Genomic DNA, 24458 nt, shown 5'->3' on the forward strand with positions numbered 1-24458 from the left:
CTCCACAGACAACCGCCGTGTCCCGCAGTTGCGACTGCGGGACACGGCGGTTTGTCTGTGCCGGACAGCCCTACCTCCCACACAGCACTTTAGAAGAAATAGATTGGTTGGGGTTTTGTGAAACTCGAGCTTCAAGGCATTACCAAGCGATTCGGTTCGCTGGTTGCCAATGACCACATCGACCTCGTGGTCGAGCCGGGGCAGGTACACAGCCTCCTCGGCGAGAACGGCGCGGGAAAATCGACGCTGATGAATGTCCTCTACGGCCTCTACGAGCCGACAGAGGGAAAGATCCTCATTGACGGGCGGCCGGTGACGTTCAACGGCCCCGCGGACGCCATGTCCGCAGGCATCGGCATGGTGCACCAGCACTTCATGCTCGTCCCGGTCTTCACCGTGGCCGAGAACGTGGCCCTGGGAAATGAGAAAACCAAGTTCGCCGGAATGCTGAACCTGGACGAAACACGCCGCCGGATCCGTGAGATCTCGGACCAGTACGGGTTCGACGTTGATCCCGACGCCCTCGTGGAAGACCTGCCCGTGGGCGTCCAGCAGCGCGTGGAAATCATCAAGGCGCTGATCCGGGACGCCGAAGTCCTGATCCTCGACGAACCCACTGCGGTCCTCACCCCGCGCGAAACCGACGAACTGCTGGGCATCATGCGCCAGCTCACCGGCGACGGCAAGGGCGTCGTGTTCATCTCGCACAAGCTGCGGGAGGTCAAAGCGGTGTCCGATGTCATCACGGTCATCCGCCGCGGCAAGGTGGTCGGCTCCGCAGACCCCAGCGCCGGCACCACCGAACTGGCCGCCCTCATGGTAGGCCGCTCCGTCAGCCTGAGCCTGGACAAGGCACCGGCAGTCCCGGGCGAGGAAACCTTCCAGGTTGAAAACCTCACCGTTGTTTCCGCCAGCGGCCAGCCGGTGGTTAACGGCCTGAGCTTCGGCATTGCCAAGGGTGAAATCCTGGCCGTCGCCGGCGTGCAGGGCAACGGCCAGACCGAGCTCACCGAAGCGGTCATGGGCCTGCAGGACCACGTGACCGGCTCCATCCGGCTGGACGGGCGGGAACTGGTGGGTATGAAGACCCACAAGATCATCGATGCCGGAGTCGGCTTCGTACCCGAGGACCGCAACGTGGACGGGCTGGTCGGTACCTTCTCGGTGTCCGAAAACCTCGTCCTCAACCGCTACAACGAGCAGCCCTTTGCGCGCGGCCTGTCGATGAAGCCGGCCGTGGTCGGCGCCAATGCCGACGAAAAGATCGCCGAGTTCGATATCCGCACGCAGAGTGCGGCCACCCCGGCCGGCACGCTGTCGGGCGGTAACCAGCAGAAGGTAGTCATGGCGCGGGAACTGTCCCGGCCGCTCTCTCTGTTTATCGCCAGCCAGCCCACCCGCGGGGTGGACGTCGGGTCGATCGAGTTCCTGCACCGGCGGATCATCGCCGAGCGCGAAGCCGGTACGCCGGTGATGATCGTGTCCACCGAACTGGACGAAGTCCTCGAGCTCGGGGACCGCATTGCCGTGCTGTACGGCGGCCGCCTGATGGGCATAGTCCCCGGCGGCACATCGCGGAACGTGCTGGGCCTGATGATGGCCGGCATGACCGCCGACGAGGCGCTGGCCCGAGAGGCCGCGCCCGAAGAGAACCACATTGAGGGAGGGGCCCAGTGAGCCCGGAAAAGTCCACCACAGGTGGGCCAGCACCAGACCGTAAGACGTCGGCCGCCGACGAGGCACGCCTCGAGGTAGCCGCGGAGACTGCCGGAGGCCAGCTGGCCCCGCCCGCCGCCGCTGTCGGCAGCACCATTACCCCCGAACCGGATACCCGGCGCGGGGTCCTCGAGCGGATCGTGACCGGAAACGGCCTGGTATCCCTCCTCGCTGTCCTGATGGCCCTCGTGGTGGGCGGGGTGCTGATTGCCCTGACCAACGAGGAGGCCACCGAGGCAGCAGGCTACCTCTTCAACCGGCCCGGCGATTTCTTCGCCGCAGCCTGGGACGCGGCGGCCAGTGCCTACTACTCGCTCTTCCAGGGGTCGGTCATCAACCTGGAGGCGGAGTCCTTCTCCCGTGCGATCTACCCCCTCACGCAGACGCTGACCACCGCCACACCGCTGATCTGCGCCGGTCTCGGCGTGGCCCTGGCCTTCCGTGCCGGCCTGTTCAACATCGGTGCGCAGGGCCAGATCATCATCGGTGCCACCCTGGCGGCGTGGGTCGGGTTCACCTGGCAGCTGCCCGCAGTACTGCACATCCTGCTCGTGATCATCGCCGGCCTGCTCGGCGGAGCCATTTGGGCCGGCATCGCGGGCCTGTTGAAGGCCCGCACGGGAGCGCACGAGGTGATTGTCACGATCATGCTCAACTACGTGGCCATCCAGCTCGTCGCGTTCCTGCTGACCACCCCCGGTTTCCAGCGCGAGGGAAGCAACAACCCGATCAGCCCGCTGGTCGCTGACAGCGCCATGTTCCCCAAGCTGCTGGGCTCTCAGTTCCGCCTGCACTGGGGCTTCGTCCTGGCGATTGCCGCCACGGTCTTCGTCTGGTGGCTGCTCAACCGCTCCACGGTCGGCTTCGAACTGCGTGCCGTGGGTGCCAACCCCGACGCTGCCCGCAACGCCGGCATCAGCACCACGAAGGGCTACGTAGTGGTGATGCTCATTGCCGGTGCCCTGTCCGGCCTCGCCGGTGTCTCCCAGGTTTCCGGAACGGAGCGCGTGCTGACCACCGATGTGGCGGCCAGCTTCGGCTTTGACGCGATCACGGTGGCCCTGCTGGGCCGTTCGACGCCGTGGGGCACCTTCGCCGCCGGACTGCTCTTCGGTGCCTTCCGCGCCGGCGGTGTTGCCATGCAGACCAACACCGGTACAAGCATCGACATTGTCCTTGTGGTCCAGTCCCTGATCGTGCTGTTCATCGCGGCCCCGCCGCTGGTGCGGTCGCTGTTCAGGATCCCCACACCCGGAGCATTCCGCTCCAACCGCAAGTCCGCCGCAGCCGCCGGAGGAGCAGCATGAGCACCGCAACCACCACCACCCCCGCGCTGACCCCGGCACCCGCCGCCCTCGTCCGCAGCTGGAAGACTCCCATCCTGCTGGGCGTCCTCGCCCTGCTGTCCCTGGTGTTCTTCGCCTTCGGGGCTCCGTCCACCGATGTCACCTTCCGCCTGACCGATCCGGGGGCAGCAATTACGCTGCCGGACCTGGTCTTCTCCGCCAAGGCCTTCGGCTGGGCCGGAGCCATCGTGCTGGTCCTGGCCGCCGCCTGGGCGTTCGTCCTGGTCCGTTCCGGAAGGCGCGTGCCGCTCTGGCTCCCGGTGATCTTCGGCGTCGTCTTCGTGGCTGCCTTCCTGTCCTGGTCCGTCGGCAGCGCCGGCACACCCAACATTGCCCTCTACGGCCTCCTGGCCGGCAGCATCACCCTGGCCGTACCCCTGATCTTCGGTTCGCTTTCGGGCGTTCTGTGTGAACGCGTGGGTGTGGTGAACATCGCGATCGAGGGCCAGCTGCTCTTCGGCGCCTTTGCCGCCGCAGTGGCAGGCACCCTGTCCGGCAGCGCCTTCGTCGGTTTGCTGGCGGCCGCCGTCGCCGGTGTCCTCGTCTCGCTGGTGCTGGCGGTCTTCAGCATCAAGTACGTGGTCAACCAGGTCATCGTGGGCGTGGTGCTGAACGTGCTGGTATCGGGCCTTACCGGCTTCCTCTTCTCCACCGTGCTCAGCGCCAACCCGGCGGAACTGAACTCCGCGCCGCGCCTGCCGAACATCCGGATACCGCTGCTGGCGGACATTCCCATCATCGGACCGATCCTGTTCGACCAGTCGCTGATCGGCTACCTGATGTACCTGGCCGTTGCCGCGGTCTGGTTCGGGCTCTTCCACACCCGCTGGGGCCTGCGGACCCGTGCAGTCGGGGAACACCCCAAGGCGGCGGACACCCTCGGTGTCAACGTCAACCGCACCCGGTTCACCAACGTGCTGCTTGCGGGCGCGGTGGCCGGCATCGGCGGTTCGTTCTTCACCCTCGTATCGGTCTCCAGCTTCGGCCAGGACATGACCGGCGGACAGGGCTACATCGCCCTCGCGGCCCTCATCCTTGGCCGCTGGAACCCGCTGGGTGCCGCAGCCGCGGCCCTGCTGTTCGGCTTTGCCACCAACCTGCAGTACGTCCTGGGCCTGCTGGGCACCCCGGTGCCCAGCCAGTTCCTGTCGATGCTGCCCTACGTGGTGACGATCTTCGCCGTGGCAGGGGTTGTGGGCAAGTCCCGCGGTCCCGCCGCCAGCGGCGTGCCGTACATCAAGGGATAGCTCGTAAAGGGACCTGCCGCCGGGAAACCGGCGGCAGGTCCCTTTCCGGTCCTGCTGGACCGGACGCTCCATTGGAAGGAAGATATGACACAGACAACCCCCGGCCAGGTGGACTGGGAGCTGCTCCTGGAAACCGCCCGCGCGGCCCTGGCCCAGGCCTATGTGCCCTACTCGAAGTATCCGGTGGGTGCCGCGGCACTTACCGACGACGGCCGGATCGTTTCCGGCTGCAACATTGAAAACGCCTCCTACGGGCTGACCCTGTGCGCCGAGTGCTCCATGGTCAGCCAGCTGCACATGACCGGCGGCGGCCGCCTGGCCGCCTTCGCCTGCGTGGACGGCTCCGGCAACGTACTGATGCCCTGCGGCCGCTGCCGCCAGCTGCTGTACGAATTCCGGGCACCGGGCATGCAGTTGATGACCGTAAGCGGCATCCGGAGCATGGACGAAGTCCTGCCGGATGCCTTTGGACCGCAGCACCTCGAAGGGCAGGACAACTAATGAGCGCGGAAAAGTTCGACGCCGTAGACATCATCGGCATCAAGCGGGACCGGGGAACACTGAGCCCGGAACAGATTGACTGGACCATCGACGCGTACACCCGCGGGGCCATCGCCGATGAGCAGATGGCCGCATTGAACATGGCCATCCTGCTCAACGGCATGAGCCGGGAGGAAATCTCCCGCTGGACTGCCGCCATGATCAATTCGGGGGAGCGGATGGACTTTTCATCCCTGGGCAAGCCCACCTCGGACAAGCACTCCACCGGCGGTGTGGGTGACAAGATCACCCTTCCGCTGGCCCCCCTGGTCGCCGTGTTCGGCGTTGCGGTTCCGCAGCTCTCCGGCCGCGGGCTCGGCCACACCGGCGGCACGCTGGACAAGCTCGAAGCCATTCCGGGCTGGCAGGCGGCCCTCACCAACGATGCGCTGATGGCCCAGCTGCGCGACGTCGGCGCCGTCATCTGCGCCGCCGGTGCGGGCCTGGCCCCGGCGGACAAGAAGCTGTACTCGCTGCGGGATGTCACCGGTACGGTGGAAGCCATTCCGCTGATCGCCTCCTCGATCATGAGCAAGAAGATCGCCGAGGGCACCGGCTCCCTGGTGCTCGACGTCAAGGTCGGCAGCGGCGCCTTCATGAAGGACGAGGCCCGCGCCCGCGAACTGGCCGAGACCATGGTGGCACTGGGCAAGGACGCCGGCGTCAACACGGTGGCGCTGCTCACCGACATGTCCACGCCGCTGGGCCTGACCGCCGGCAACGCCATCGAGGTGCAGGAGTCCGTGGACGTGCTCGCCGGCGGCGGTCCCGAGGACGTCGTGGAGCTCACCCTGGCCCTGGCCCGGGAAATGCTCACCGCGGCGGGACAGCCCGACGCCGACCCCGAAGCGGCGCTGAAGGACGGCCGTGCCATGGACGTCTGGCGCCGGATGATCTCCGCCCAGGGCGGCGATCCGGACGCTGCGCTTCCGGTGGCCCGGGAATCCGAAACCATCTACGCCCCGGCGGACGGTGTGCTGGTGGAACTTGATGCCCTCTCCGTCGGTGTGGCAGCCTGGCGCCTCGGCGCCGGCCGTGCCCGCAAGGAAGATGCCGTCCAGGCCGGAGCCGGCGTCGTTATGCACGCCAAGCCCGGCGCCACGGTCCGGGCCGGTGAGCCGCTGATGACGCTGCTCACCGATACCCCCGAAAAGTTCGACCGGGCCCGCGAGGCACTGGCCGACGCCGTCGTCGTGGCTCCGGAGGGATCCCGTCCCGCCCGGAAGCTGATCATCGACCGGATCAGCTAGGCACGCCGGGCCCCCGGTGCCCCCGCGGCGCTTCGCCGCGGGGGCACCGCTGTGTCCGTGGCATGCTTGTAAAAGGATCGGTTAGCTATTTCAAGGAGCGGCACCTGTTGGATGTTCTCAGTGCCACGGTGGACGGCATCAACAACTTCATCCTCTCCACAGCGGGTTCGCCGTGGGTCTACGTGGGCCTTCTGGCCTGCTGCCTGATCGACGGGTTCTTCCCGCCGGTGCCCAGTGAGTCACTGGTGGTGGCGCTGGCTTCCCTGGCCCTCAGCGGCGCCGGCGTGAACATCTGGCTGATCATTCCGGCTGCGGCCCTGGGCGCCTTCCTGGGCGACAACCTGGCCTACCTGCTGGGCCGGTGGATCGGAATGGACAGGTTCGCCTGGATGCGCCGGCCGAAAACCCAGCGGTCCTTCACCTGGGCCCGGCATGAACTGGAAAAACGCTCGGTCTCACTGATCCTCGTGGCCCGGTTCATTCCGGTCGGCCGCGTGGTGGTGAACCTCACCGCGGGCGCCACCGGCTTCCCGCGCCGCCGGTTTATCTTCCTCACCGCGGTATCCGGGGCCGTCTGGGCCGCCTACAGCGTGGCGATCGGCGCGCTGGCCGGTGCCTGGTTCAGCGAGCACCACCTGCTGGGGGTAGTGGTGGGTGTCACCGGCGCCCTGGTGCTGGGCCTGATCATTGACCGCGTCATCACCATGGTCCGGGGAACCGCGCCCGGCGCCCCGCGTCCCGCCGCAGACGACATGCCGAACGCCGGCGAAGAGGGATCCACGCAGAAGGCCGCCTGAAACACCGTAGAGTTGCCGTGTGACTGAGCCTACAAACAATCTCCAGAAACCTGTCTCCGACGTGCGCAGCCTGCCGAAGGTGTCACTGCACGACCACCTGGACGGCGGCCTGCGTCCGGCCACCATCATCGAGCTGGCCGCCGCCGTCGGGCATACCCTGCCCAGCACCGACCCCGCGGAACTGGAGGCATGGTTCCGCGACTCGGCAGACTCCGGGTCCCTGGAGCGCTACCTGGAAACTTTCGACCACACCATTGCCGTCATGCAGACCCGCGAGGGCCTGGTGCGCGTGGCCCGTGAATTCGTTGAGGACCTGGTGGCCGACGGCGTGGTCTACGCCGAAGTGCGCTGGGCCCCGGAGCAGCACGTGCAGGCCGGCCTGAGCCTGGACGAAGCCGTGGAAGCCGTCCAGGCCGGGATCGAGGAGGGCGTCGCCAACGCCGAAGCGGCCGGCAGCTTCATCCAGGTGGGCCAGCTGATCAGCGCCATGCGGCACGCCGACCGGGCGATGGAAATTGCCGAACTCGCCGTCCGGCACCGCGATTCCGGCGCGGTGGGTTTCGATATTGCCGGTCCCGAAGACGGTTTCCCGCCCGCACGGTTCAAGGCCGCCTTTACCTACCTGGCGGAACACCAGTTCCCGGTGACGGTGCACGCCGGCGAAGCTGCCGGAGTCGAAAGCATCGTTGACGCCCTGGTGCACGGGCGGGCGCTACGGCTGGGCCACGGCGTGCGGATCGCCGAGGACATTGACGTCGAATTCGAAGAACCCGCAGCCGCAGATGAGGCCGAGGTGGGCATCGTGAGCATGGGCCGGGTGGCCAACTGGGTCCGGGACCGGGGGATCCCGCTGGAGGTCTGCCCGTCCTCGAACCTGCAGACCGGTGCCGTGGCCTCCTTCGGCGAGGACATCGAGACGCATCCGATCGACCTGCTGTACCAGACCGGATTTGCCGTCACCATCAACACGGATAACCGCCTGATGAGCTCCGTCACCCTTACCGGCGAATTCGAGCTGCTCATGGACACCTTCGAGTATGACCTCGACGACGTCCTGGAACTCACCATGAACGCCGTCAACGCGGCATTCCTGCCCCTGGACGAACGGGCCGCGCTGTCCGCCTATGTCACCGAGGGATTCAACCGCGCCCGTGGCTGACCTCGCCCTGCCCGATGACCTCGGCGAGCGGTTCACCCGCCTCGCCGAGGTCATCGGTGCCCTTCGGGAACGGTGCCCGTGGACCCGGGCGCTGACCCACGAGTCGCTGCTCGAGTACCTCGTGGAGGAAACCTATGAGCTGGTTGAAGCAGTGGAAGGCGGCACGGCCGGTCCCGGACGGACGGAGGAACTGCGCGGGGAGCTCGGCGACGTCCTGCTGCAGGTGCTGCTGCACGCCCGCCTGCAGCAGGAAGCCGGAAGTTTCTCCGTGGCGGACGTGGTTGACTCCCTCACCGCGAAGATGATCCGCCGCAACCCCCACGTTTTCCGCCCGGACGGCAGTCTTCGCGAGGGCACCGGGGAATCCGGTATTGCGGCCATCGAACAGGCCTGGGATGAGGCGAAGAAAGCGGAGCGCCCGTCCCGGACCTCGGCCTTCGAAGGAATTCCGGCCGGGCTGCCGGCCCTGCTCCTGGCCGCCAAGACAATCTCCCGCGCCCGCAGGGCGGACCGGCCGCTGCCCCCGCCGAGGCGGGCACCGGATGCTGGATTCACCGACGAAACCGAACTCGGGGACGTCCTGCTCTCCCTGGTCCGTCGCGCCTCGGAGCAGGGGCTCGACGCCGAGGCGGCACTTCGTGCGGCCATCCGCCGGTACACGGCCGACGACGCCGCACGCTGACCGCGACGCCGGTCGGCGGCAGCCCCGGATTTGCCCGATCTCCGTGATTCAGCCCACCGGACCTTACTCGGAGCCGCGATTCTATTAGGCTAAGAAGCAGACACTGTGACCTGCTGCCCAAGCAGGACTGCGGTTTTCTCCCTAATCGTTCCAATGAACAGGAGCAATTCCATGGCCATCATCGATGCCATCCATGCCCGTGAAATCCTCGATTCCCGCGGCAACCCCACCGTTGAGGTGGAGGTGCTGCTCGACGACGACACCTTCGGCCGCGCAGCTGTTCCCTCCGGCGCCTCGACCGGCGCGTTCGAAGCGAACGAACGCCGCGACGGCGAGAAGAACCGCTACCAGGGCAAGGGCGTGCTGCAGGCCGTTGAAGCCGTCATCGAACAGATCCAGCCGGCCCTGCTCGGATTCGACGCAGCCGACCAGCGCGCCATCGACCAGGCCATGATCGACCTGGACGGCACGGAGAACAAGTCCGGGCTGGGTGCCAACGCCATCCTCGGCGTGTCCCTCGCCGTCGCCCGTGCCGCCGCGGAGTCCGCCGCGCTACCGCTGTACCGCTACCTCGGCGGCCCCAACGCGCACGTCCTGCCCGTGCCGCTGATGAACATCCTCAACGGCGGCTCGCACGCCGATTCCGACGTCGACATCCAGGAATTCATGATTGTTCCCCTGGGCGCGCAGACGTACTCCGAGGGCCTGCGCTGGGGCGTCGAGGTCTACCACAACCTCAAGTCCGTGCTGAAGGAAAAGAACCTCTCCACCGGCTTGGGTGACGAAGGCGGCTTCGCGCCGAACCTGCCCTCCAACCGCGCAGCACTGGACCTGATCATCGAAGCCATCGAGCGGGCCGGCTACGTTCCGGGCAACGACATCGCCCTGGCCCTGGACGTGGCAGCCTCCGAGTTCTTCAAGGATGGTTCATACCTCTTCGAAGGACAGAACCGGTCCGCCGCCGAAATGTCGGCGTACTACGAGGAACTGGTCCGCGACTACCCGCTGGTCTCCATCGAGGACCCGCTGGACGAAGAGGACTGGGACGGCTGGAAGACCCTGACCGCCTCGATCGGCGACAAGGTGCAGATTGTGGGCGATGACCTCTTCGTCACCAACCCCACCCGCCTGGAAACCGGTATCAAGAACAACGCCGCCAACTCGCTGCTGGTGAAGGTCAACCAGATCGGTACCCTGACCGAAACCCTGGATGCCATCACCATGGCCCAGCGTGCCGGTTACACCACCATCACCTCCCACCGCTCGGGCGAGACCGAAGACACCACCATCGCGGACATCTGCGTGGCGACCAACGCCGGGCAGATCAAGACGGGTGCCCCGGCCCGTTCCGAGCGCGTCGCCAAGTACAACCAGCTGCTGCGCATTGAAGAGGAACTGGACGACGCCGCCCGCTACGCCGGGCGCAGCGCCTTCCCGCGCTTCACCGGCGCCAAGTAACCGGACCGCTGCCTGCAGCCGGAAACCGGCTGCAGGCGTTGCGGAACAGGCAGCAGACACTGCGGGTGGGTAACCTCATAGGAGGGAACCCACCCGCGGGTGTTTCCTGACCCATTTCAGCATCGATACAGACAGGATCCGCATGCCGACCCGACGCCCCAAGGTTCCCAGGCCTGCGGCCCCCGTGAACGCCCATGGAGCGAGTACGGGCGGAGGGAAACCCGCATCGACACCGGCTGCGGCGAAGCCTTCCGCCGCAGCGAAACCTTCCGCAGGCAGGCAGGCATCGGTTCCACAGGCTGCGGCGCCCAAGACCGCAGCGCCCAGGTCTGCTGCACCCAGAACTGCAGCACCGAGAGCCGCCGCACCCAAAGCCACCGCACCCAAAACCGCTGCACCGGAAGCCAAGCCGCGTGCGCGGAAGCTGTCGGCGTCGGACGCCCGGGCAGCGGTCCGTTCGCAGCTCTCCGGCGGCATCCGCCGTCAATCCGATCCGGCACCGGAACACCAGGCTCCGGCTGAAGCCGAGACCCAGGACGAGCTTCGTCCCGTCCCGGCCAAGGCGTTTTCCGGACGGCTGCTGGTGCTGGCCATGGTGATGATCGCGATCACCGTCCTGCTCGCACCGTCGGTCCGGACGTACCTGCAGCAGCGCTCGGACATAGCGGCGGCCAAGGCGGAAATAGCCGAGGCCGAGGCAACGCAGGCAGAACTGGAAGTCCAGCTGGGCCGCTGGGAGGACCCCGCCTATATCAAGCAACAGGCCAGGGAACGGATTTTCCTGGTGATGCCCGGGGAAAAGCGGTACCTGGTCAAGGGTGAAAACGGCGTGGAAGAAGCCGAGCAGCTCGCCGCCGAAGAAGAGACCGAAGACCTGCGGTGGGTCGATTCCCTCTGGGACTCGGTCAAGAAATCCGCCACGGCACAGTAATCTGGAGGCTGATAGAAGAAGCAGCCCGGGGCCCTGACCGGCCCCACGGAAGGAACCTCCTGCATGACCCAGGACCAGCTCGCCCCCACCCAGGAAGACCTGGAAACCCTGAGCCGGCAGCTTGGCCGCCCGGTGCGCGACGTCGTTGAAATCGGCGCCCGGTGCGTCTGCGGCAACCCGTTGGTAGCCACCACGGCCCCTCGCCTGAGCAACGGCATCCCGTTCCCCACCACGTACTACCTGACGCACCCGATCATCACGTCCGCCGTGTCCCGGCTCGAAGCCGCGGGAATGATGACGGACATGTCCCGGCGGCTGGAGGAGGATCCGGAGCTGGCGGAGCGTTACCGCAGTGCCCACGAGCACTACCTGCGGGTCCGCGACGAAATCGGAGAGCGGACCGGTACGGGCCCTGTGCCGGAAATCGACGGTGTGTCCGCGGGCGGGATGCCCACCCGGGTGAAGTGCCTGCACGTGCTGGTGGGCCATTCCCTGGCCGCCGGACCGGGGGTCAATCCGCTGGGAGACGAAGCGCTGGCCGCCATCAGTCAATGGTGGACAACGGATCGCTGTTACTGCGAAGGTGCTTGGGACACCGCTGCTCCCGCTCCGGCACGCGACCTGAGCCGCCACACCAAGACGCAGGGCCTCAGCCCGGAAGAACTCGAGAGCAAAAAGGCTGCCCGCCGGCAGGCAACGGACGCCGCAACCAGTGAAGGGGAACTGTGACAGGCCAGGAAGACAGCCGTGCCGAAGGCATGCGCGTAGCCGCCATTGACTGCGGCACCAACTCCATCCGACTGCTTATTGCAGACATCACCCGGGACAGCGGTGGAGCAGCGCAGCTGACCGACGTCGTACGCCTCATGCGGGTGAACCGGCTGGGGCAGGGAGTGGACGCCACCGGACGGCTGGCCGACGACGCCCTGGAACGGACCTTCGCCGCGGCGGACGAGTACGCCGCCCTGATCCGCGAACACGGAGCTTCGCGGATCCGCTTCGTCGCCACCTCCGCCAGCCGCGACGCGGAAAACAGGCAGGAGTTCGTGGACGGAATCCGCGAGCGGCTCGGCGTTGAGCCTGAAGTCATCAGCGGTGACGAGGAGGCTGCACTGTCCTTCGCGGGCGCAGCAAGCGTCTTCGCCGGAGGAAACGGCGCCAAGACGCTCGTGGTGGACCTGGGCGGCGGCAGCACCGAGTTTGTTCTCGGCGACAGTTCCGGTGTCATCGCGGCCAAGAGCACCAATATGGGCTGCGTGCGATTCACCGAACGGTACCTGCACTCGGATCCGCCCGGCGAAGCGGAAATCGCTGCGGCGAGGACCGAAATCCTGGACATGATTGCCTCCGCGCTGGTCGCGGTCCCGCTGGCTGAAACCGACCGGCTGGTGGGGGTGGCGGGCACCATCACCACGGTCACCGCCGCTGCCCTGGACCTGGCGGAATACTCTCCCGATGCCATCCATGGAACCGAATTGAGCCGAGAACAAATCGACGCCACGGCTGATGCCCTGCTGCGCCGGGACCGCGCTGCGCGGGCGGCCCTGCCGTACATGCACCCGGGCCGGGTGGACGTTATTGGTGCCGGCGCGCTGATCTGGCGGACCATCGTGGACCGCGTGGACGAACTGACGGACGGCCGCGTGTCCACAGCGTTCGCGAGCGAGCACGACATCCTTGACGGCATCGCCCTGAGCGCGTGAGTTTCTCCGGGACCGCCCCCGGCCGCCGCCGGGGAGCAGCGGCACGCCTGCGAGCCGCTGCCGCCGTGCTCTGCGCTGCCGTGGCGCTTCCGCTCCTGGCGCCCGCGCCTGCCTCCGCGGACGAATGGCGGGACAAGCAGTACTGGCTTGCGGACTATGGCGTCACCGAGGCCTGGAAGACCACCAAGGGCGCGGGCGTGAAGGTCGCCGTCATCGACACGGGCATCGACGCGAGCCATCCCGACCTCGCCGGAGCGGTCACGGGCGGATTCGACGCGTCCGGCGCCGGTGATCCGCAGGGCGCCAAGGGCCTGGGCAGCACCCCAGGGCACGGCACGCTGGTGGCAACGCTGCTGGCCGGCCGGGGGCACGAAAAACCCGCGGAAGACAAGGACTCCAAGGACTCCAAGGACGGGGAGGACAAGCCGGGCAAGGAGACGGAGGGCGACGACAAGGACAAGCCCGCCGACCGCCCGGACGGGATCATCGGCGTTGCTCCGGAAGCGGAGATCCTCGCCGTCTCCACCTGGATCGGCGGTACCAATCCCGCCGGCGTCCCGATCGACATGCAGATCCCCACGGCTGTCCGCTGGGCTGTCGATAACGGTGCCAAGGTCATCAACATGTCCCTGGGTAGTTCCTCGACCGCGTGGCCGGAGAGCTGGGATGACGCGTTCCTCTACGCCGAGCAGAATGACGTGGTGGTTGTCGCCGCCGCCGGCAACCGCGGCGGTGGCATGGTCCAGGTCGGGGCGCCCGCCACGATTCCGGGAGTTCTCACCGTCGCCGGGCTGAACCGGCAGGGCGAGGCCAGCCAAGGCTCGTCCTCCGAAGGCATCAGCATCGGCGTGGCCGCACCCGCCGAAGACCTCGTCGGCGGGCTGCCCGGAACCACCTCCCGCTATGCGGACTGGGAGGGCACCTCCGGGGCAGCGCCGCTGGTATCCGGGGTGGCTGCACTGATCCGTGCAGCGCATCCGGAACTCAGTGCGGCGGATGTGATTAACCGGATTGTCAGTACTGCCCGGGACGCCGGGGCACCGGGCATTGACACCATCTACGGCTACGGGATCCTGGACGCGGATGCCGCCGTGAACGCTGATGTTCCCGCCGTTGCCGGTAACCCGCTCGGAACCATTGCCGAGTGGATCCGCGTGCACCGGCGGGTGGCGGACGCTTCGCCGGGTGCAGCCGACATTCCCGCTCCCACGGTCCCGGATCTGCCCGAACCTGCAGTCCCGGAGGCGCAGGAGCCCGTCGTGTTGAACGAAGGACTCTCGGCCGCCGTGGTGCTGGGATTCGGGGCGCTTTTGCTGACGGTCCTCGTGGCGGGCACGGTCCATGTCAGCCGCGTCCGGCGCCGGTCCATGCAAGCCCAGGAGACGTCCAACGCGGACACCGGCTCCCTCGACGAGGCCGGCGTCCGGTAGCGAAAATCACTATACGCAGTTTTGTCAAATGCTTCGTGAAGACTTTCACAAACTCAGGTAGGATTAGGGCATGGCATCGAACAAGCAGTTTTCTGATCGTCCCCGCGTTCTGGTGGTCGGCGGTGGTTACGTCGGTCTGTACGTAGCCAAAGACCTCCAGAAGAAGGTAAAGGAACAGGGTGGAATTGTTACGGTAGTGGACCCGCTGCCGTACATGACCTACCAGCCTTTCCTCCCCGAGGTCGCCGCAGGCACCATTGAAGCCCGCGACGCCGTTGTATCCCACCGCATGCACCTGAAGAACACCGAGCTGATCACCGGCAAGGTCACTTCCATCAACCATGCCGCCCGCACGGCCACCATCGAGCCCGGCGACGGCAGCGAACCGTTTGAACTGCCCTACCAGGACGTTGTCCTCGCGGCAGGCTCCATCACCCGCACCTTCCCGATCCCGGGGCTCGCCGAGGCCGGCATCGGCATGAAGAGCATCGAAGAAGCAATGGCTACCCGCAACCACGTGCTGGAGCGGATTGAAACCGCTTCGCTCATGCCCGCAGGCCCGGAGCGTGAGCGCGCCCTGACGTTCGTCGTCGTCGGCGGCGGCTTTGCCGGCATCGAAACCCTGACCGAGCTTGAAGACATGGCCCGCGACGCGGTCCGGATCAATGACCGGCTGCGCCGCGAAGACCTCCGCTTCGTCCTGATCGAAGCCATGGGCCGGGTTATGCCCGAGGTCAAGCCGGACCAGGCCGAGTGGGTTGTCTCCAGCATGCGTGAGCGCGGCATCGAGGTGCTGCTGAACACCTCGCTGGCCTCCGCTGAAGGCGGCGTCCTCAAGCTGATCAACATGGCGGACAAGTCCCCGGCCGGCGAGTTCGGTGCCGACACGCTGATCTGGACCGCAGGCGTGCAGGCCAACCCGATGGTCCGCGCCACCGACTTCCCGATCGACGAGCGGGGCCGGGTACGCGCCAACGCCGAACTGCGCATCACCGGCGACGAGGGCCCCATCGACGGCGCCTGGGCAGCCGGCGACGTCTCCGCTGTTCCGGACCTTTCCGGCGGCGGCGTAGGCGGCTTCTGCGTCCCGAACGCACAGCACGCCGTGCGCCAGGCCAAGCTGCTGGCCAAGAACATCATGGCCGCACGCTACGGTGTCGGCGAAGTCGAGGAATACAACCACAAGAGCCTTGGCGCCGTCGCAGGCCTGGGCCAGTACAAGGGCGTTGCCAACATCATGGGCTTCGGCCTGAAGGGCTTCCCGGCCTGGCTGGCACACCGCGGCTACCACGGCCTGGCCATGCCGATGTTCGAGCGCAAGTTCCGCGTCATCGCGGGCTGGCTGCTGAACGTAAGCTACGGCCGCGACCTGACCTCGCTGCGCCACCTGGAAGACCCGCGCCGCGGCTTCGAGGAAGCAGCAACGCCGGCCAAGAAGCCGGCCGTGAAGGCCTAGTCTTCCGCAACGTACGTAGACGACGACGGCGGCCCTCCAGCAGGAGGGTCGCCGTCGTTGTGTTTCCTGCCGTCCCGGCGTGTCCAGTAGGCTTGGAAATCAATGGCAGAGCCCCAGTAGCCCAATTGGCAGAGGCAACCGACTTAAAATCGGTGTGTTGTCGGTTCGAGTCCGACCTGGGGTACTAGCACTCCATATGGCGGGCGCTTCACATATGGCAGGCGCAGCCGGGTTTGGGGCTCTAGCCCCGTGCGGACCGGTTGCGGTGCCGCTTCAGGAGCCCGCCGGCCAGCAGGCCCAGAATGACCACGGCCGCAATCCCCGGAAGAACCACGTCCGAAGCGGTGCGTTCCTCGTCCACCGCCTCCGCGGAGGACGGCGAGGGGGTGCTGCTCGGGCCGGGGGACGCCGTGCCTGACGGAACACCCGTGCCGGCGCCACCGGTCCCGCCGGAGCCGATGCCGGTGCCCGGCGCGGTCGTGGAATCCGCTGTTGCCGGTGCGGTCGGAGCCGGTGCCGTTTCTGTCGGCGCTGTTTCCACCGGCGCCCCGGGGGCCGGAGCCGGAACGGGGACGGCGGGAACCGCCTCGGAGTAATGGCCCGTGGACGGGTCGTAGGTGCTTTCGCCCGGATTGAAGGTCGGTGCGGGGACAGACGGGTTATAGGTGCCTTCGACGCAGACCTCCACCCCGTCAACCACACCGGGAATCGTGCCGGGCCCGCACTGCACCGCGAAAGCGGGAACAGCGGGAGCCGTCAGGAACAGGGCCGCGAGCGGAAGCGCGGCAGCGGACAGGCGTAATACGTGCATTATTTCCCCCAAGAGACGGTCTCCCGCCATCGTATAGGTCCAACCCGCCTTTCCCTGCAAGGGCACCGGCGTCGGAATGTGACGAGCGTTACAAGGCTGTAACCCCAAACCCTTATATTCGACACAATGTTCCATTAGTTTTTCTTCTAATCAGGAACACCTGGTAATTGCGTCAAAGGCACCCGCCTTTCGATCGGGGAGAAACTTTTATGACTGCACTACGCACTGCCGGCGGTCTTGGCTCGGGCACCGCATACGCCCGCACCGCCAAAATCGCCGCCCTTGGATTGGGTCTCGCACTGTTTGCCAGCGGCTGCAGCGGCGGCGGGGAATCATCCGCGGAAGACACCGCGGGCTCGACCGAGACCGAGACCGCTGCGGCGGCGGCCCTGTCGTGTCCCGAGAATGAGGGCGGAAAGGGCGAAGACCCGGGTGCGGCGGGAGATACAGCGGCCGTGCCGGCTTCCACCGGGACCACCGACGTTCCGCTGAAGATCGGCTCGCTGCTCCCGACTACGGGTGAACTCTCCTTCCTCGGCCCGCCGGAAATTGCCGGCGTCAATTACGCCATCCAGCAGGTGAACGAGGTCGGCGGCGTCCTGGGCCAAAAGGTCGAGGTCATCCACCGTGACTCCGGCGACACCACCACCGACATTGCCACCCAGTCCGTGACGGACCTGCTCAGCCAGGACGTCAGCGCCATTGTCGGTGCCGCATCGTCGGGCGTTTCCAAAACCGTGATCGGACAGATTACCGGCGCCAATGTCATCCAGTTCTCGCCGGCCAACACCTCGCCGGACTTCACCGACTGGGACGACAACGGTCTGTACTGGCGCACCGCGCCCTCGGATGTGCTGCAGGGCCGGACCCTGGGCAACTACATCATGAGCTGCGGCGCCCAGACCGTCGGCATGATCGTCCTGAACGACGCCTACGGCACCGGTCTGCAGAACAACATCACCAGCAGCGTCGAGTCCGCCGGCGGACAGGTGGTCATTGCCGAGATGTTCAACGAGGGTGACTCCCAGTTCAGCAGCCAGGTCGACGCCGTGGTGGCCCAGGACCCCGATGCCATTGTGGTCATCAGCTTCGCGCAGGCCAAGAGCATTGTGCCGCTGCTGACTGCCAAGGGCGTGGATCCCACGCAGCTGTTCTTCGTGGACGGCAACACCTCGGACTACAGCAAGGACCTGGAAGCCGGGACGCTTGAAGGGGCACAGGGAACCATCCCCGGCCCGTTCGCCTCGGACAACTTCAAGAATGCCCTCCTCGAGATTGATCCGGGCCTGAAGGACTGGTCCTACGCCGGTGAAAGCTACGACGCCGTGACCATGCTGGCCCTGGCAGCGGAAGCCGCCGGATCCACCGATCCCCAGGCCATGGCAGCCGAGCTGCAGGGCGTGTCCGCGGAAGGCGAGAAGTGCTTCGACTTCGCCGGCTGTGTGACCATCCTGCGCAACGGCGGCGATGTGGACTACGACGGCTACTCCGGCCCGGTCACGTTCGATGAGAACGGCGACCCCACGGAAGCGTTCATCGGGATCTACCAGTACGACGCCGACAACAAGCCGGTGCCGAGCCGCTCCGAAGAAGGCAAGCTCTAACCTCCCTACAGCAGAACAGCCCCCGCCGGACGGCGGGGGCTGTTCTGTGTTCCGGGGTTACCGGGAGCTGTCAAGCATCTGCCAGCGTCCCGAGGTAGAGCTGGATGACCTTCGGATCCTTCATCAGTTCACGCCCCGTGCCGGTATAGGCATCGCGGCCCTGGTCCAGCACGTAGGCGCGGTCACAGATCTGCAGGCAGCGTCGCGCGTTCTGCTCGACCATGATGACGGACACTCCCGCCCGGTTGATTTCGTGGACCCGCAGGAACGCTTCGTCCTGCTTGACGGGGGAGAGGCCTGCCGACGGTTCGTCCAGCAGCAGCACTGCCGGTTCCATCATCAGGGCCCGCCCCATGGCTACCATCTGGCGTTCTCCGCCGGACAGGGAACCTGCCCGCTGGGCACGGCGCTTGTGGAGTTCAGGGAACAGGCCCGCCACGAACTCGAAGCGTTCCTGGAATCTCTTCGGTGCCTGGTACAGGCCCATCTGCAGGTTTTCTTCAATGGTGAGGGACGCAAACACATTGTTGTTCTGCGGAACGAAGCCCACGCCCCGGCTGACCAGTTTGTTGGCCTTCAGCCCGGTAAGGTCCTGGCCGCGGACCACAACGGTGCCCGAGTGCACCTTCACCAGTCCGAACATGGCCTTGAGCAGCGTCGACTTTCCCGCGCCGTTCGGTCCGATGATGCCGATCAGCTCGCCTCTGCGTGCCTCGATGCTGCACCCGTTGAGAATGTTGACGCCGGGAATGTAGCCCGCCACGAGATCGGTTACCTTGACGACGGAGTCGCCCTCGAATGCATCGGCAGTCATGCCTGGTCCTTCCGTTCGTCGATCCGCCCGCCGACCACGCCGTCAGGTTCCATGCCCACCGAGGATTCGGCGTCGTGCTCCAACTCGGCCTCCAGCTTTTCGAAGCCCGCCGAATCGCCGAGGTCCACGTCATGGTGGGCACCCAGATAGGCGTCGATCACGGCCTGGTCCTTCATCACCTCGGCGGGCGGTCCCTCGGCCACCACCTTGCCTTCGGCCATGACCACCACCCAGTCGGCAATGTGCCGGACCATGTGCATGTCATGCTCCACGAACAGGACAGTCATGCCCTCGGCCTTGAGGTTCTTGATGTGGTCCAGCAGGGACTGGGTCAATGCCGGGTTCACGCCGGCCATCGGCTCGTCGAGCATCACCAGCTTCGGGCGGACCATCAGTGCCCGGGCCATTTCCAGTAGCTTGCGTTGGCCGCCGGAGAGGGACGCGGCATAGTCCCCGCGTTTGGTGTCCAGTTTGAATTTCGCCAGCAGGACATCGGCCTGGTCCGTGATTTCCTTTTCCCGGCTGCGCCACAGCGGGGGCAGGAAGGCGCGCCACAGTGATTCCCCGGGCTGTGAAGCTGCACCCAGGCGCATGTTCTCTATCACCGTGAGCTTGCCCATCACCTTGGTCAGCTGGAAGGTGCGCACCATGCCCAGCCGTGCCACCTTATAGGCAGACATACCGGCGAGGTCACGGCCTTCGAACTGCCACTCACCCGACTGCGGTGTGTCGAAACCGGTCAGCAGATTGAACAGGGTGGTCTTGCCGGCGCCGTTGGGGCCGATGAGGGCCGTGATCTTGTGCCGGGGGATTTCCACGTGGTCGACGTCGACGGCGTTGATCCCGCCGTAGGTCCGGGTGACGTTCTTCGCCACCAGGATGGGATCCCGCTTCCTGCATCCCGGCGCTACGGCGCCGGCAGCGATGGGGCGGGTATCGGACATGTACTCGTTGCTGCCGCCAGCCGCCGGGGCTGCGGGAGCGGCGGCACCGGGTTCTGCGGCGTGCGCCCCGGCGCGGACCTTCGCCCTAGGCTCGTCGAAACTCATGCGAACGCCAGCTCCTTCTTGTTGCCCAGAATGCCTTGCGGCCTGAAGATCATCAGCAGCATCAATGCCACACCCACAAGGATGTAGCGGATCTGCCCTGCCTGGGAAGTGGAAATGAAAGTGATGTATCCGGCTTCGATGGCGCCGTACAGCAGCCCCTGGGTTACGGAGAGCAGGACCCAGAAGATCATGGAGCCGAGCACGGGACCGAGCACGGTGGACATGCCGCCCAGCAGCAGCGCCGTATAGAGGTAGAACGTCAGCTCCGTACCGTAGTTGGCCGGCTGCACCGCGCCCCGGGGGAGGGTGAAGACGATACCGGCAACCGAACCCAGGACGCCGCCGATAATCAGAGCCTGCATCTTGTAGGCGTAGACGTTCTTACCCAGCGCGCGGACGGCGTTTTCGTCCTCCCGGATGCCCTTGACCACGCGTCCCCACGGGCTGCGGATCAGCAGCCAGACCAAGACACAGGCTCCAATCACCAGGGTCCAGGCCACAATCCGGACCCATACGTCGCGTTCATTCATGGCGAAGGGGCCGAGGTTGTAGCTTCCGGCGGGAATGGGGTTCAGGTCGTAGAAGCTGCCGGTGAAGGCTGCGAGTCCGTTGGCGGACCCGGTGATCGGCGTCATGCTGTTGGTGGTGACCACATACCGGATGATTTCGGCCGCTGCGATGGTGACGATGGCCAGGTAATCGGCCCTCAGGCGCAGCGTCGGGATGCCGAGGATGACGGCGAAGACCACGGATCCGAGCAGTGCAATCAGCAGCGCGACAGGCAGGGGCGCGTTGAAGGACAGGATCGGGATGGCGAACCCGTAGGCGCCTACCGCCATGAATCCGGCCTGGCCGAAGTTCAGCAGCCCGGTGTAGCCGAAGTGGACGGCCAGGCCGAGCGCGGCCAGCGCATAGGCGGCTGTCGTGGGGCTGATGATCTCGTTGAGAGCACCGAGAAGAATGTTGACGAAATCCATGAGGGCCCCTAACCGATGCGCTCGCGGCGGCCCAGGATGCCCTGGGGACGGACAAGCAGGACAAGAATCATGATGACCAGCGCGCCCACGTATTTCAGGTCAGCCTCCAGCCAGAGCGTCGAGATCTCCACGAAGAGTCCAACGATCACGGAACCGATCAGGGCGCCGAAGACGGTGCCGAGGCCGCCGAGGGTAACGCCGGCGAAGATGAGCAGCAGGATCTGCTGGCCCATGTTGAAGGAAACGCCGGGACGGTAATAGGCCCACAGGATTCCGCCGAGCGCAGCCAGCGCGCCGCCGACCACCCAGACGAGCCGGATCACCCGGTCCACGTCGATACCGGAGGCGGCGGCAAGCGCGGGGTTGTCGGAGACCGCGCGGGTTGCCTTGCCGATCCGGGTGCGCAGCAGCAGCAGCGCTACGACGAGGATGACCGCCAGGCTCACGACGAGCGAGACCAGGGTGTTCTGCGGGATCGAGACCGGTCCGAGCTCCAAGGTCGGGCTCTGGGCCCCCGGCAGCTGCTTGGTACCGCCGCCCAGGAAGAACAGCACGGTGTAGCGGACGGCTACTGCCAGACCGATGCTGATGATCATCATCGGAATCAGTCCGGTGCCGCGCCGGCGCAGGGGTTTCCACAGTCCGGCGTCCTGCACGTACCCGAAGGCCGCACCGCCGGCCACGGCCAGCGGGATGGCCACCCACGTCGGCATCCCAAGCGCGGCAAACCCAAAGGTCAGGACGGCGCCCATGGTGACCATTTCACCGTGTGCGAAGTTCGTCAGCCCGGTGGTGCCGAAGATCAGGGACAGGCCGACGGCGCTGAGCGCCAGCAGCAGGCCGAAGCTCAGCCCGGCCACGGCACGCTCGGTGATGGTGGACAGGAAACTGTCCTGCTGGACGACGATTCCTTCGCCGAGAAGGAACAGCGTGGTGATGTTGGATGTCCCGGCAAAAGTCACGGTGCGGGGGTTCTGCTGCTCCTCCGCCAGTGCGACGTCGTCGGGCAGCGTGGACTCGTCGAGCTCGACTTCGTAGGCTCCCTGCTCGGGCACCCCGATGGACCAGGATCCGTTTGCCGCGGTCACTGCTTCGCCCTCGAACCCATTGCCGGTGGCGGTGATCGTCACCCCTTCAACGGGGGCGCCGGCGTTCTTGAGGACGCCGCTGATCCGGTCGCGGTATTCCGCCCCGTCAGTGGGTCCCGGACTGGCTGAGGACGCCGGAGCATCCGGTGTGGCTGTTGTTGCCGAAGCGGCTGGAGCTGAGAGCAGCACGGCAGCAAACAACGCTGCCATGGCCGCCAGCATCCCCAGATACCGGGTCAGCGCCGATGTTCTTACCAAGTTCTGAAACCTCCACGCATGGCTGCGGCGCCGGAGAATCGGCGCGCAGGGGGGCATATGTGACATAGGTCACCGAATGGGCAACATGCTACCCACTGAATGTTTCAGGCAGTGACGTTTCTCCCTGTGCGCATGTCGCGATCGGGTAACGACTTCACTGCGGCAGGCGCAAGCCCCGCCGGTCCGAAAGGACCTGGGTATGCCGAACCGTTACCCGCGGGCACGCGTTCACGGGAATCCGCGGGCCTCCGCGTCCGTTGTACTTGGTAGGCTGGGCTGAAACAGCCCCCCAGATGGAGGACAGATTCAATGGCACTTGGCGGAAATCCGGTATTCAACGGAAAGAACTTCCGTTCGCAGACCCGCGGCGGCACCGCCACGGGTTCGCTGGCAACTGATAACAGCTACATGACCCCGCAGCAGCTGCAGGATCTCTACACTGCCCCGTCAGCCAAGCCGTCGGACATGGGCCGCATGACGTACGACGACGTCATCATGAAGACGGTCTTCTGCCTGGCGATGGTCCTGGTGGGCGCCGCGGTTCCCACCTTCCTGCTGCCGGGCATGGGCGGCGGACTAATGCTCGTGGGCGCCCTGGGCGGTTTCGTCCTGGGCCTGGTGAACTCGTTCAAGCGTGAGCCGGTTCCGGCTCTGATCCTGGCCTACGCCTTCCTTGAGGGCATGTTCCTGGGCGGCCTGACCGCTGTTTTGGACACCGCCTACCCGGGGGTCGGCCTGCAGGCAGTGCTCGGCACCCTGGCAGTCTTCGCCGTCACGCTCGTGCTCTTCCGCAGCGGCAAGGTCCGGGCCACGCCCAAGGCTGTGCGCTTCTTCATGATCGCCATCATCGGCTACGCGGTCTTCTCCCTGCTCAACGTGGGCCTGATGATCTTCGGCGGCGTGCAGGACCCGTGGGGACTGCGCGGCAGCGTGGAGATTTTCGGCATCCCGCTCGGCGTTTTCATCGGCCTCCTCGCCATCGGCCTGGCGGCGTTCTCGCTCATCATGGACTTCACGTCCATTGAGCAGGGTGTGAAGGCCGGGACCCCGGAGCGTTACTCCTGGACCGCTGCGTTCGGCCTGACCGTAACGCTGGTGTGGCTGTACGTGGAGATCATTCGTCTCCTGTCGATCCTCCGCAGCAACGACTAATCCCGCCGGGATCGACGAAGGTACCCTTCCCGGAAGGACCGCAGGCACCGAGCCTGCGGTCCTTCCGCGTTTAACCCTCCGCGTGGCCTTGATCCGGCGTCGGACTCTGGGCAGCGGCGGCCGGCGGACGTAGCATGGCGGCGCGGAGCAGCCCCGGCAGGGCAGCCTCCGCCGGGAAAGGAATGCGCGGAAAAAGTGCGCGCGGAAAGAGCGGGCGGCCCGGGCGTCCCGCGGCCGACCGTGCGGGAAAGGAATCAGCCATGGCCGGACCGCAGCCGCAGTCGGTGGTCGAGGAACTCGTAGCCGTCCTGCTGTCCGGTTCGGACACCGGGGTATTCCTCGCGGAAGCGGCAGGGGTGGCCGCCCGGAGACTGGGACTGTCCCCGCCGGCCGGATGCACCATAGCGGTTGAGCGCAGCCGCAGGCCGCGCCTCGCAGGCAGGACCGGCAACCTGCAGGAGGTGCTCGGCGATGACGAATACGGCCCCGGCAGCCCCGGCGGTACCGTGCTGGGGGGAGGGCCGAGTGCCGTAATACCGGATCTGGCTGCAGCGCACCGCTGGCCTTCCCTGGCAGGGGCTGCGGTCCAGGGCATTCGGGCGGTTGCCGCCGTCGCCCTGCCGTTGGCAGGGGACCGGGGGGCGCTCAGCTGTTATGCGGTGTCGGTGAACGCCTTCGGACCGGAGGAGATGGCGGCGGTGCAGGCGGTAGCGGCCGAGACGGCCAAGGCCCTGCGCCTGGCACTGCTCCTCGATGCCCAGGTGAACCGGGCGGCAAACCTGCAGGCGGCCCTGGAATCACGGACCGTGGTGGACCTGGCGGCCGGCATCATCATGGGGCAGAACGGCTGCAGCCAGCAGGCCGCGATCGACATCCTGCGCAGCGTGTCCAACAGCCGCAACATCAAAATCCGCAATGTCGCAGCCGGAGTCGTGGCTGCGGTAAGCGACCGCGTGAGCACCCATTTTGATGAGTGACCGGAAACCGGTA

At 66.4% G+C, this 24458-nt stretch carries 22 protein-coding genes and 1 tRNA gene; 18 read left to right on the forward strand and 5 right to left on the reverse strand.

The features are described from left to right. Nucleotides 1-117: 117 nt before the first annotated feature. The 15 genes from AC5RT8_RS06460 to AC5RT8_RS06530 all read left to right on the forward strand — a co-directional run bounded on the left by AC5RT8_RS06460 (nucleotide 118) and on the right by AC5RT8_RS06530 (nucleotide 15899). The gene (locus tag AC5RT8_RS06460; protein WP_494094889.1) at nucleotides 118-1677 is read left to right on the forward strand and encodes an ABC transporter ATP-binding protein; all 1560 of its coding nucleotides are present in this window, start codon (nucleotides 118-120) and stop codon (nucleotides 1675-1677) included. After that, nucleotides 1674-3023 (forward strand): ABC transporter permease, encoded by a 1350-nt coding sequence (locus tag AC5RT8_RS06465; protein ID WP_494094890.1) that lies wholly within the window; start codon nucleotides 1674-1676, stop codon nucleotides 3021-3023. Before AC5RT8_RS06460 ends, AC5RT8_RS06465 begins: the two co-directional genes overlap by 4 nt. Beyond that, complete coding sequence (locus AC5RT8_RS06470) at nucleotides 3020-4309, forward strand: ABC transporter permease (RefSeq protein WP_494094891.1); 1290 nt, start codon at nucleotides 3020-3022, stop codon at nucleotides 4307-4309. The genes AC5RT8_RS06465 and AC5RT8_RS06470 overlap by 4 nt, the downstream gene beginning before the upstream one ends. 84 nt (nucleotides 4310-4393) lie before the next feature. Then, on the forward strand, nucleotides 4394-4810 hold the full coding sequence (locus tag AC5RT8_RS06475; protein ID WP_494094892.1) for a cytidine deaminase: 417 nt from the start codon (nucleotides 4394-4396) through the stop codon (nucleotides 4808-4810). Beyond that, nucleotides 4810-6099, forward strand: a complete 1290-nt coding sequence (locus AC5RT8_RS06480) for a thymidine phosphorylase (RefSeq protein ID WP_494094893.1) — start codon at nucleotides 4810-4812, stop codon at nucleotides 6097-6099. Before AC5RT8_RS06475 ends, AC5RT8_RS06480 begins: the two co-directional genes overlap by 1 nt. Nucleotides 6100-6227: 128 nt before the next feature. Next, nucleotides 6228-6896, forward strand: a complete 669-nt coding sequence (locus tag AC5RT8_RS06485; RefSeq protein WP_494095184.1) for a DedA family protein — start codon at nucleotides 6228-6230, stop codon at nucleotides 6894-6896. Between the two features lie 19 nt (nucleotides 6897-6915). Next, the gene (locus tag AC5RT8_RS06490; protein ID WP_494094894.1) at nucleotides 6916-8055 is read left to right on the forward strand and encodes an adenosine deaminase; all 1140 of its coding nucleotides are present in this window, start codon (nucleotides 6916-6918) and stop codon (nucleotides 8053-8055) included. Beyond that, a complete protein-coding gene (locus AC5RT8_RS06495; RefSeq protein ID WP_494094895.1) occupies nucleotides 8048-8737 on the forward strand; it encodes a MazG nucleotide pyrophosphohydrolase domain-containing protein in 690 nt (229 codons plus the stop codon). Before AC5RT8_RS06490 ends, AC5RT8_RS06495 begins: the two co-directional genes overlap by 8 nt. 171 nt (nucleotides 8738-8908) lie before the next feature. Beyond that, complete coding sequence (eno, locus tag AC5RT8_RS06500; RefSeq protein ID WP_494094896.1) at nucleotides 8909-10195, forward strand: phosphopyruvate hydratase; 1287 nt, start codon at nucleotides 8909-8911, stop codon at nucleotides 10193-10195. Nucleotides 10196-10337: 142 nt separating this feature from the next. Then, nucleotides 10338-11126, forward strand: coding sequence for an FtsB family cell division protein (locus AC5RT8_RS06505; protein WP_494094897.1), 789 nt, complete (start codon nucleotides 10338-10340; stop codon nucleotides 11124-11126). A 63-nt stretch (nucleotides 11127-11189) separates the two neighbouring features. Then, nucleotides 11190-11855: a DUF501 domain-containing protein gene (locus tag AC5RT8_RS06510; RefSeq protein ID WP_494094898.1), complete on the forward strand. Its 666-nt coding sequence runs from the start codon at nucleotides 11190-11192 to the stop codon at nucleotides 11853-11855. 29 nt (nucleotides 11856-11884) lie between these two features. Further along, nucleotides 11885-12829, forward strand: coding sequence for a Ppx/GppA phosphatase family protein (locus AC5RT8_RS06515; RefSeq protein WP_494095185.1), 945 nt, complete (start codon nucleotides 11885-11887; stop codon nucleotides 12827-12829). Beyond that, nucleotides 12826-14259, forward strand: a complete 1434-nt coding sequence (locus tag AC5RT8_RS06520; protein ID WP_494094899.1) for a S8 family serine peptidase — start codon at nucleotides 12826-12828, stop codon at nucleotides 14257-14259. The genes AC5RT8_RS06515 and AC5RT8_RS06520 overlap by 4 nt, the downstream gene beginning before the upstream one ends. A gap of 70 nt (nucleotides 14260-14329) precedes the next feature. Further along, nucleotides 14330-15715, forward strand: a complete 1386-nt coding sequence (locus AC5RT8_RS06525) for an NAD(P)/FAD-dependent oxidoreductase (RefSeq protein ID WP_494094900.1) — start codon at nucleotides 14330-14332, stop codon at nucleotides 15713-15715. 110 nt (nucleotides 15716-15825) lie between these two features. Continuing rightward, nucleotides 15826-15899, forward strand: a tRNA-Leu gene (locus AC5RT8_RS06530). 57 nt (nucleotides 15900-15956) lie between these two features. On the opposite strand, the gene AC5RT8_RS06535 is transcribed toward AC5RT8_RS06530, so the two are convergent. Then, nucleotides 15957-16526: a hypothetical protein gene (locus AC5RT8_RS06535; protein WP_494094901.1), complete on the reverse strand. Its 570-nt coding sequence runs from the start codon at nucleotides 16524-16526 to the stop codon at nucleotides 15957-15959. 209 nt (nucleotides 16527-16735) lie between these two features. On the opposite strand from AC5RT8_RS06535, the gene AC5RT8_RS06540 reads away from it, so the two are divergent. Continuing rightward, the gene (locus AC5RT8_RS06540; protein ID WP_494094902.1) at nucleotides 16736-18130 is read left to right on the forward strand and encodes an ABC transporter substrate-binding protein; all 1395 of its coding nucleotides are present in this window, start codon (nucleotides 16736-16738) and stop codon (nucleotides 18128-18130) included. 70 nt (nucleotides 18131-18200) lie between these two features. Here AC5RT8_RS06540 and AC5RT8_RS06545 read toward each other — a convergent pair whose 3' ends face one another. The 4 genes from AC5RT8_RS06545 to AC5RT8_RS06560 all read right to left on the reverse strand — a co-directional run bounded on the left by AC5RT8_RS06545 (nucleotide 18201) and on the right by AC5RT8_RS06560 (nucleotide 22280). Beyond that, nucleotides 18201-18944: an ABC transporter ATP-binding protein gene (locus tag AC5RT8_RS06545; RefSeq protein WP_494094903.1), complete on the reverse strand. Its 744-nt coding sequence runs from the start codon at nucleotides 18942-18944 to the stop codon at nucleotides 18201-18203. Next, nucleotides 18941-19888, reverse strand: coding sequence for an ABC transporter ATP-binding protein (locus AC5RT8_RS06550; protein ID WP_494095186.1), 948 nt, complete (start codon nucleotides 19886-19888; stop codon nucleotides 18941-18943). Before AC5RT8_RS06550 ends, AC5RT8_RS06545 begins: the two co-directional genes overlap by 4 nt. Before the next feature lie 101 nt (nucleotides 19889-19989). After that, nucleotides 19990-20970, reverse strand: coding sequence for a branched-chain amino acid ABC transporter permease (locus AC5RT8_RS06555; RefSeq protein ID WP_494094904.1), 981 nt, complete (start codon nucleotides 20968-20970; stop codon nucleotides 19990-19992). An 8-nt stretch (nucleotides 20971-20978) separates the two neighbouring features. Beyond that, nucleotides 20979-22280 (reverse strand): branched-chain amino acid ABC transporter permease, encoded by a 1302-nt coding sequence (locus AC5RT8_RS06560; protein WP_494095187.1) that lies wholly within the window; start codon nucleotides 22278-22280, stop codon nucleotides 20979-20981. 345 nt (nucleotides 22281-22625) lie between these two features. On the opposite strand from AC5RT8_RS06560, the gene AC5RT8_RS06565 reads away from it, so the two are divergent. Both AC5RT8_RS06565 and AC5RT8_RS06570 read left to right on the forward strand, forming a co-directional pair. Beyond that, entirely contained in the window at nucleotides 22626-23468 is an 843-nt protein-coding gene (locus AC5RT8_RS06565) for a Bax inhibitor-1/YccA family protein (protein ID WP_494094905.1), read from the forward strand. A 260-nt stretch (nucleotides 23469-23728) separates the two neighbouring features. After that, nucleotides 23729-24445 (forward strand): ANTAR domain-containing protein, encoded by a 717-nt coding sequence (locus AC5RT8_RS06570; protein ID WP_494094906.1) that lies wholly within the window; start codon nucleotides 23729-23731, stop codon nucleotides 24443-24445. Nucleotides 24446-24458: the final 13 nt, after the last annotated feature.

It is taken from the genome of Arthrobacter sp. Ms25 (assembly GCF_059090365.1).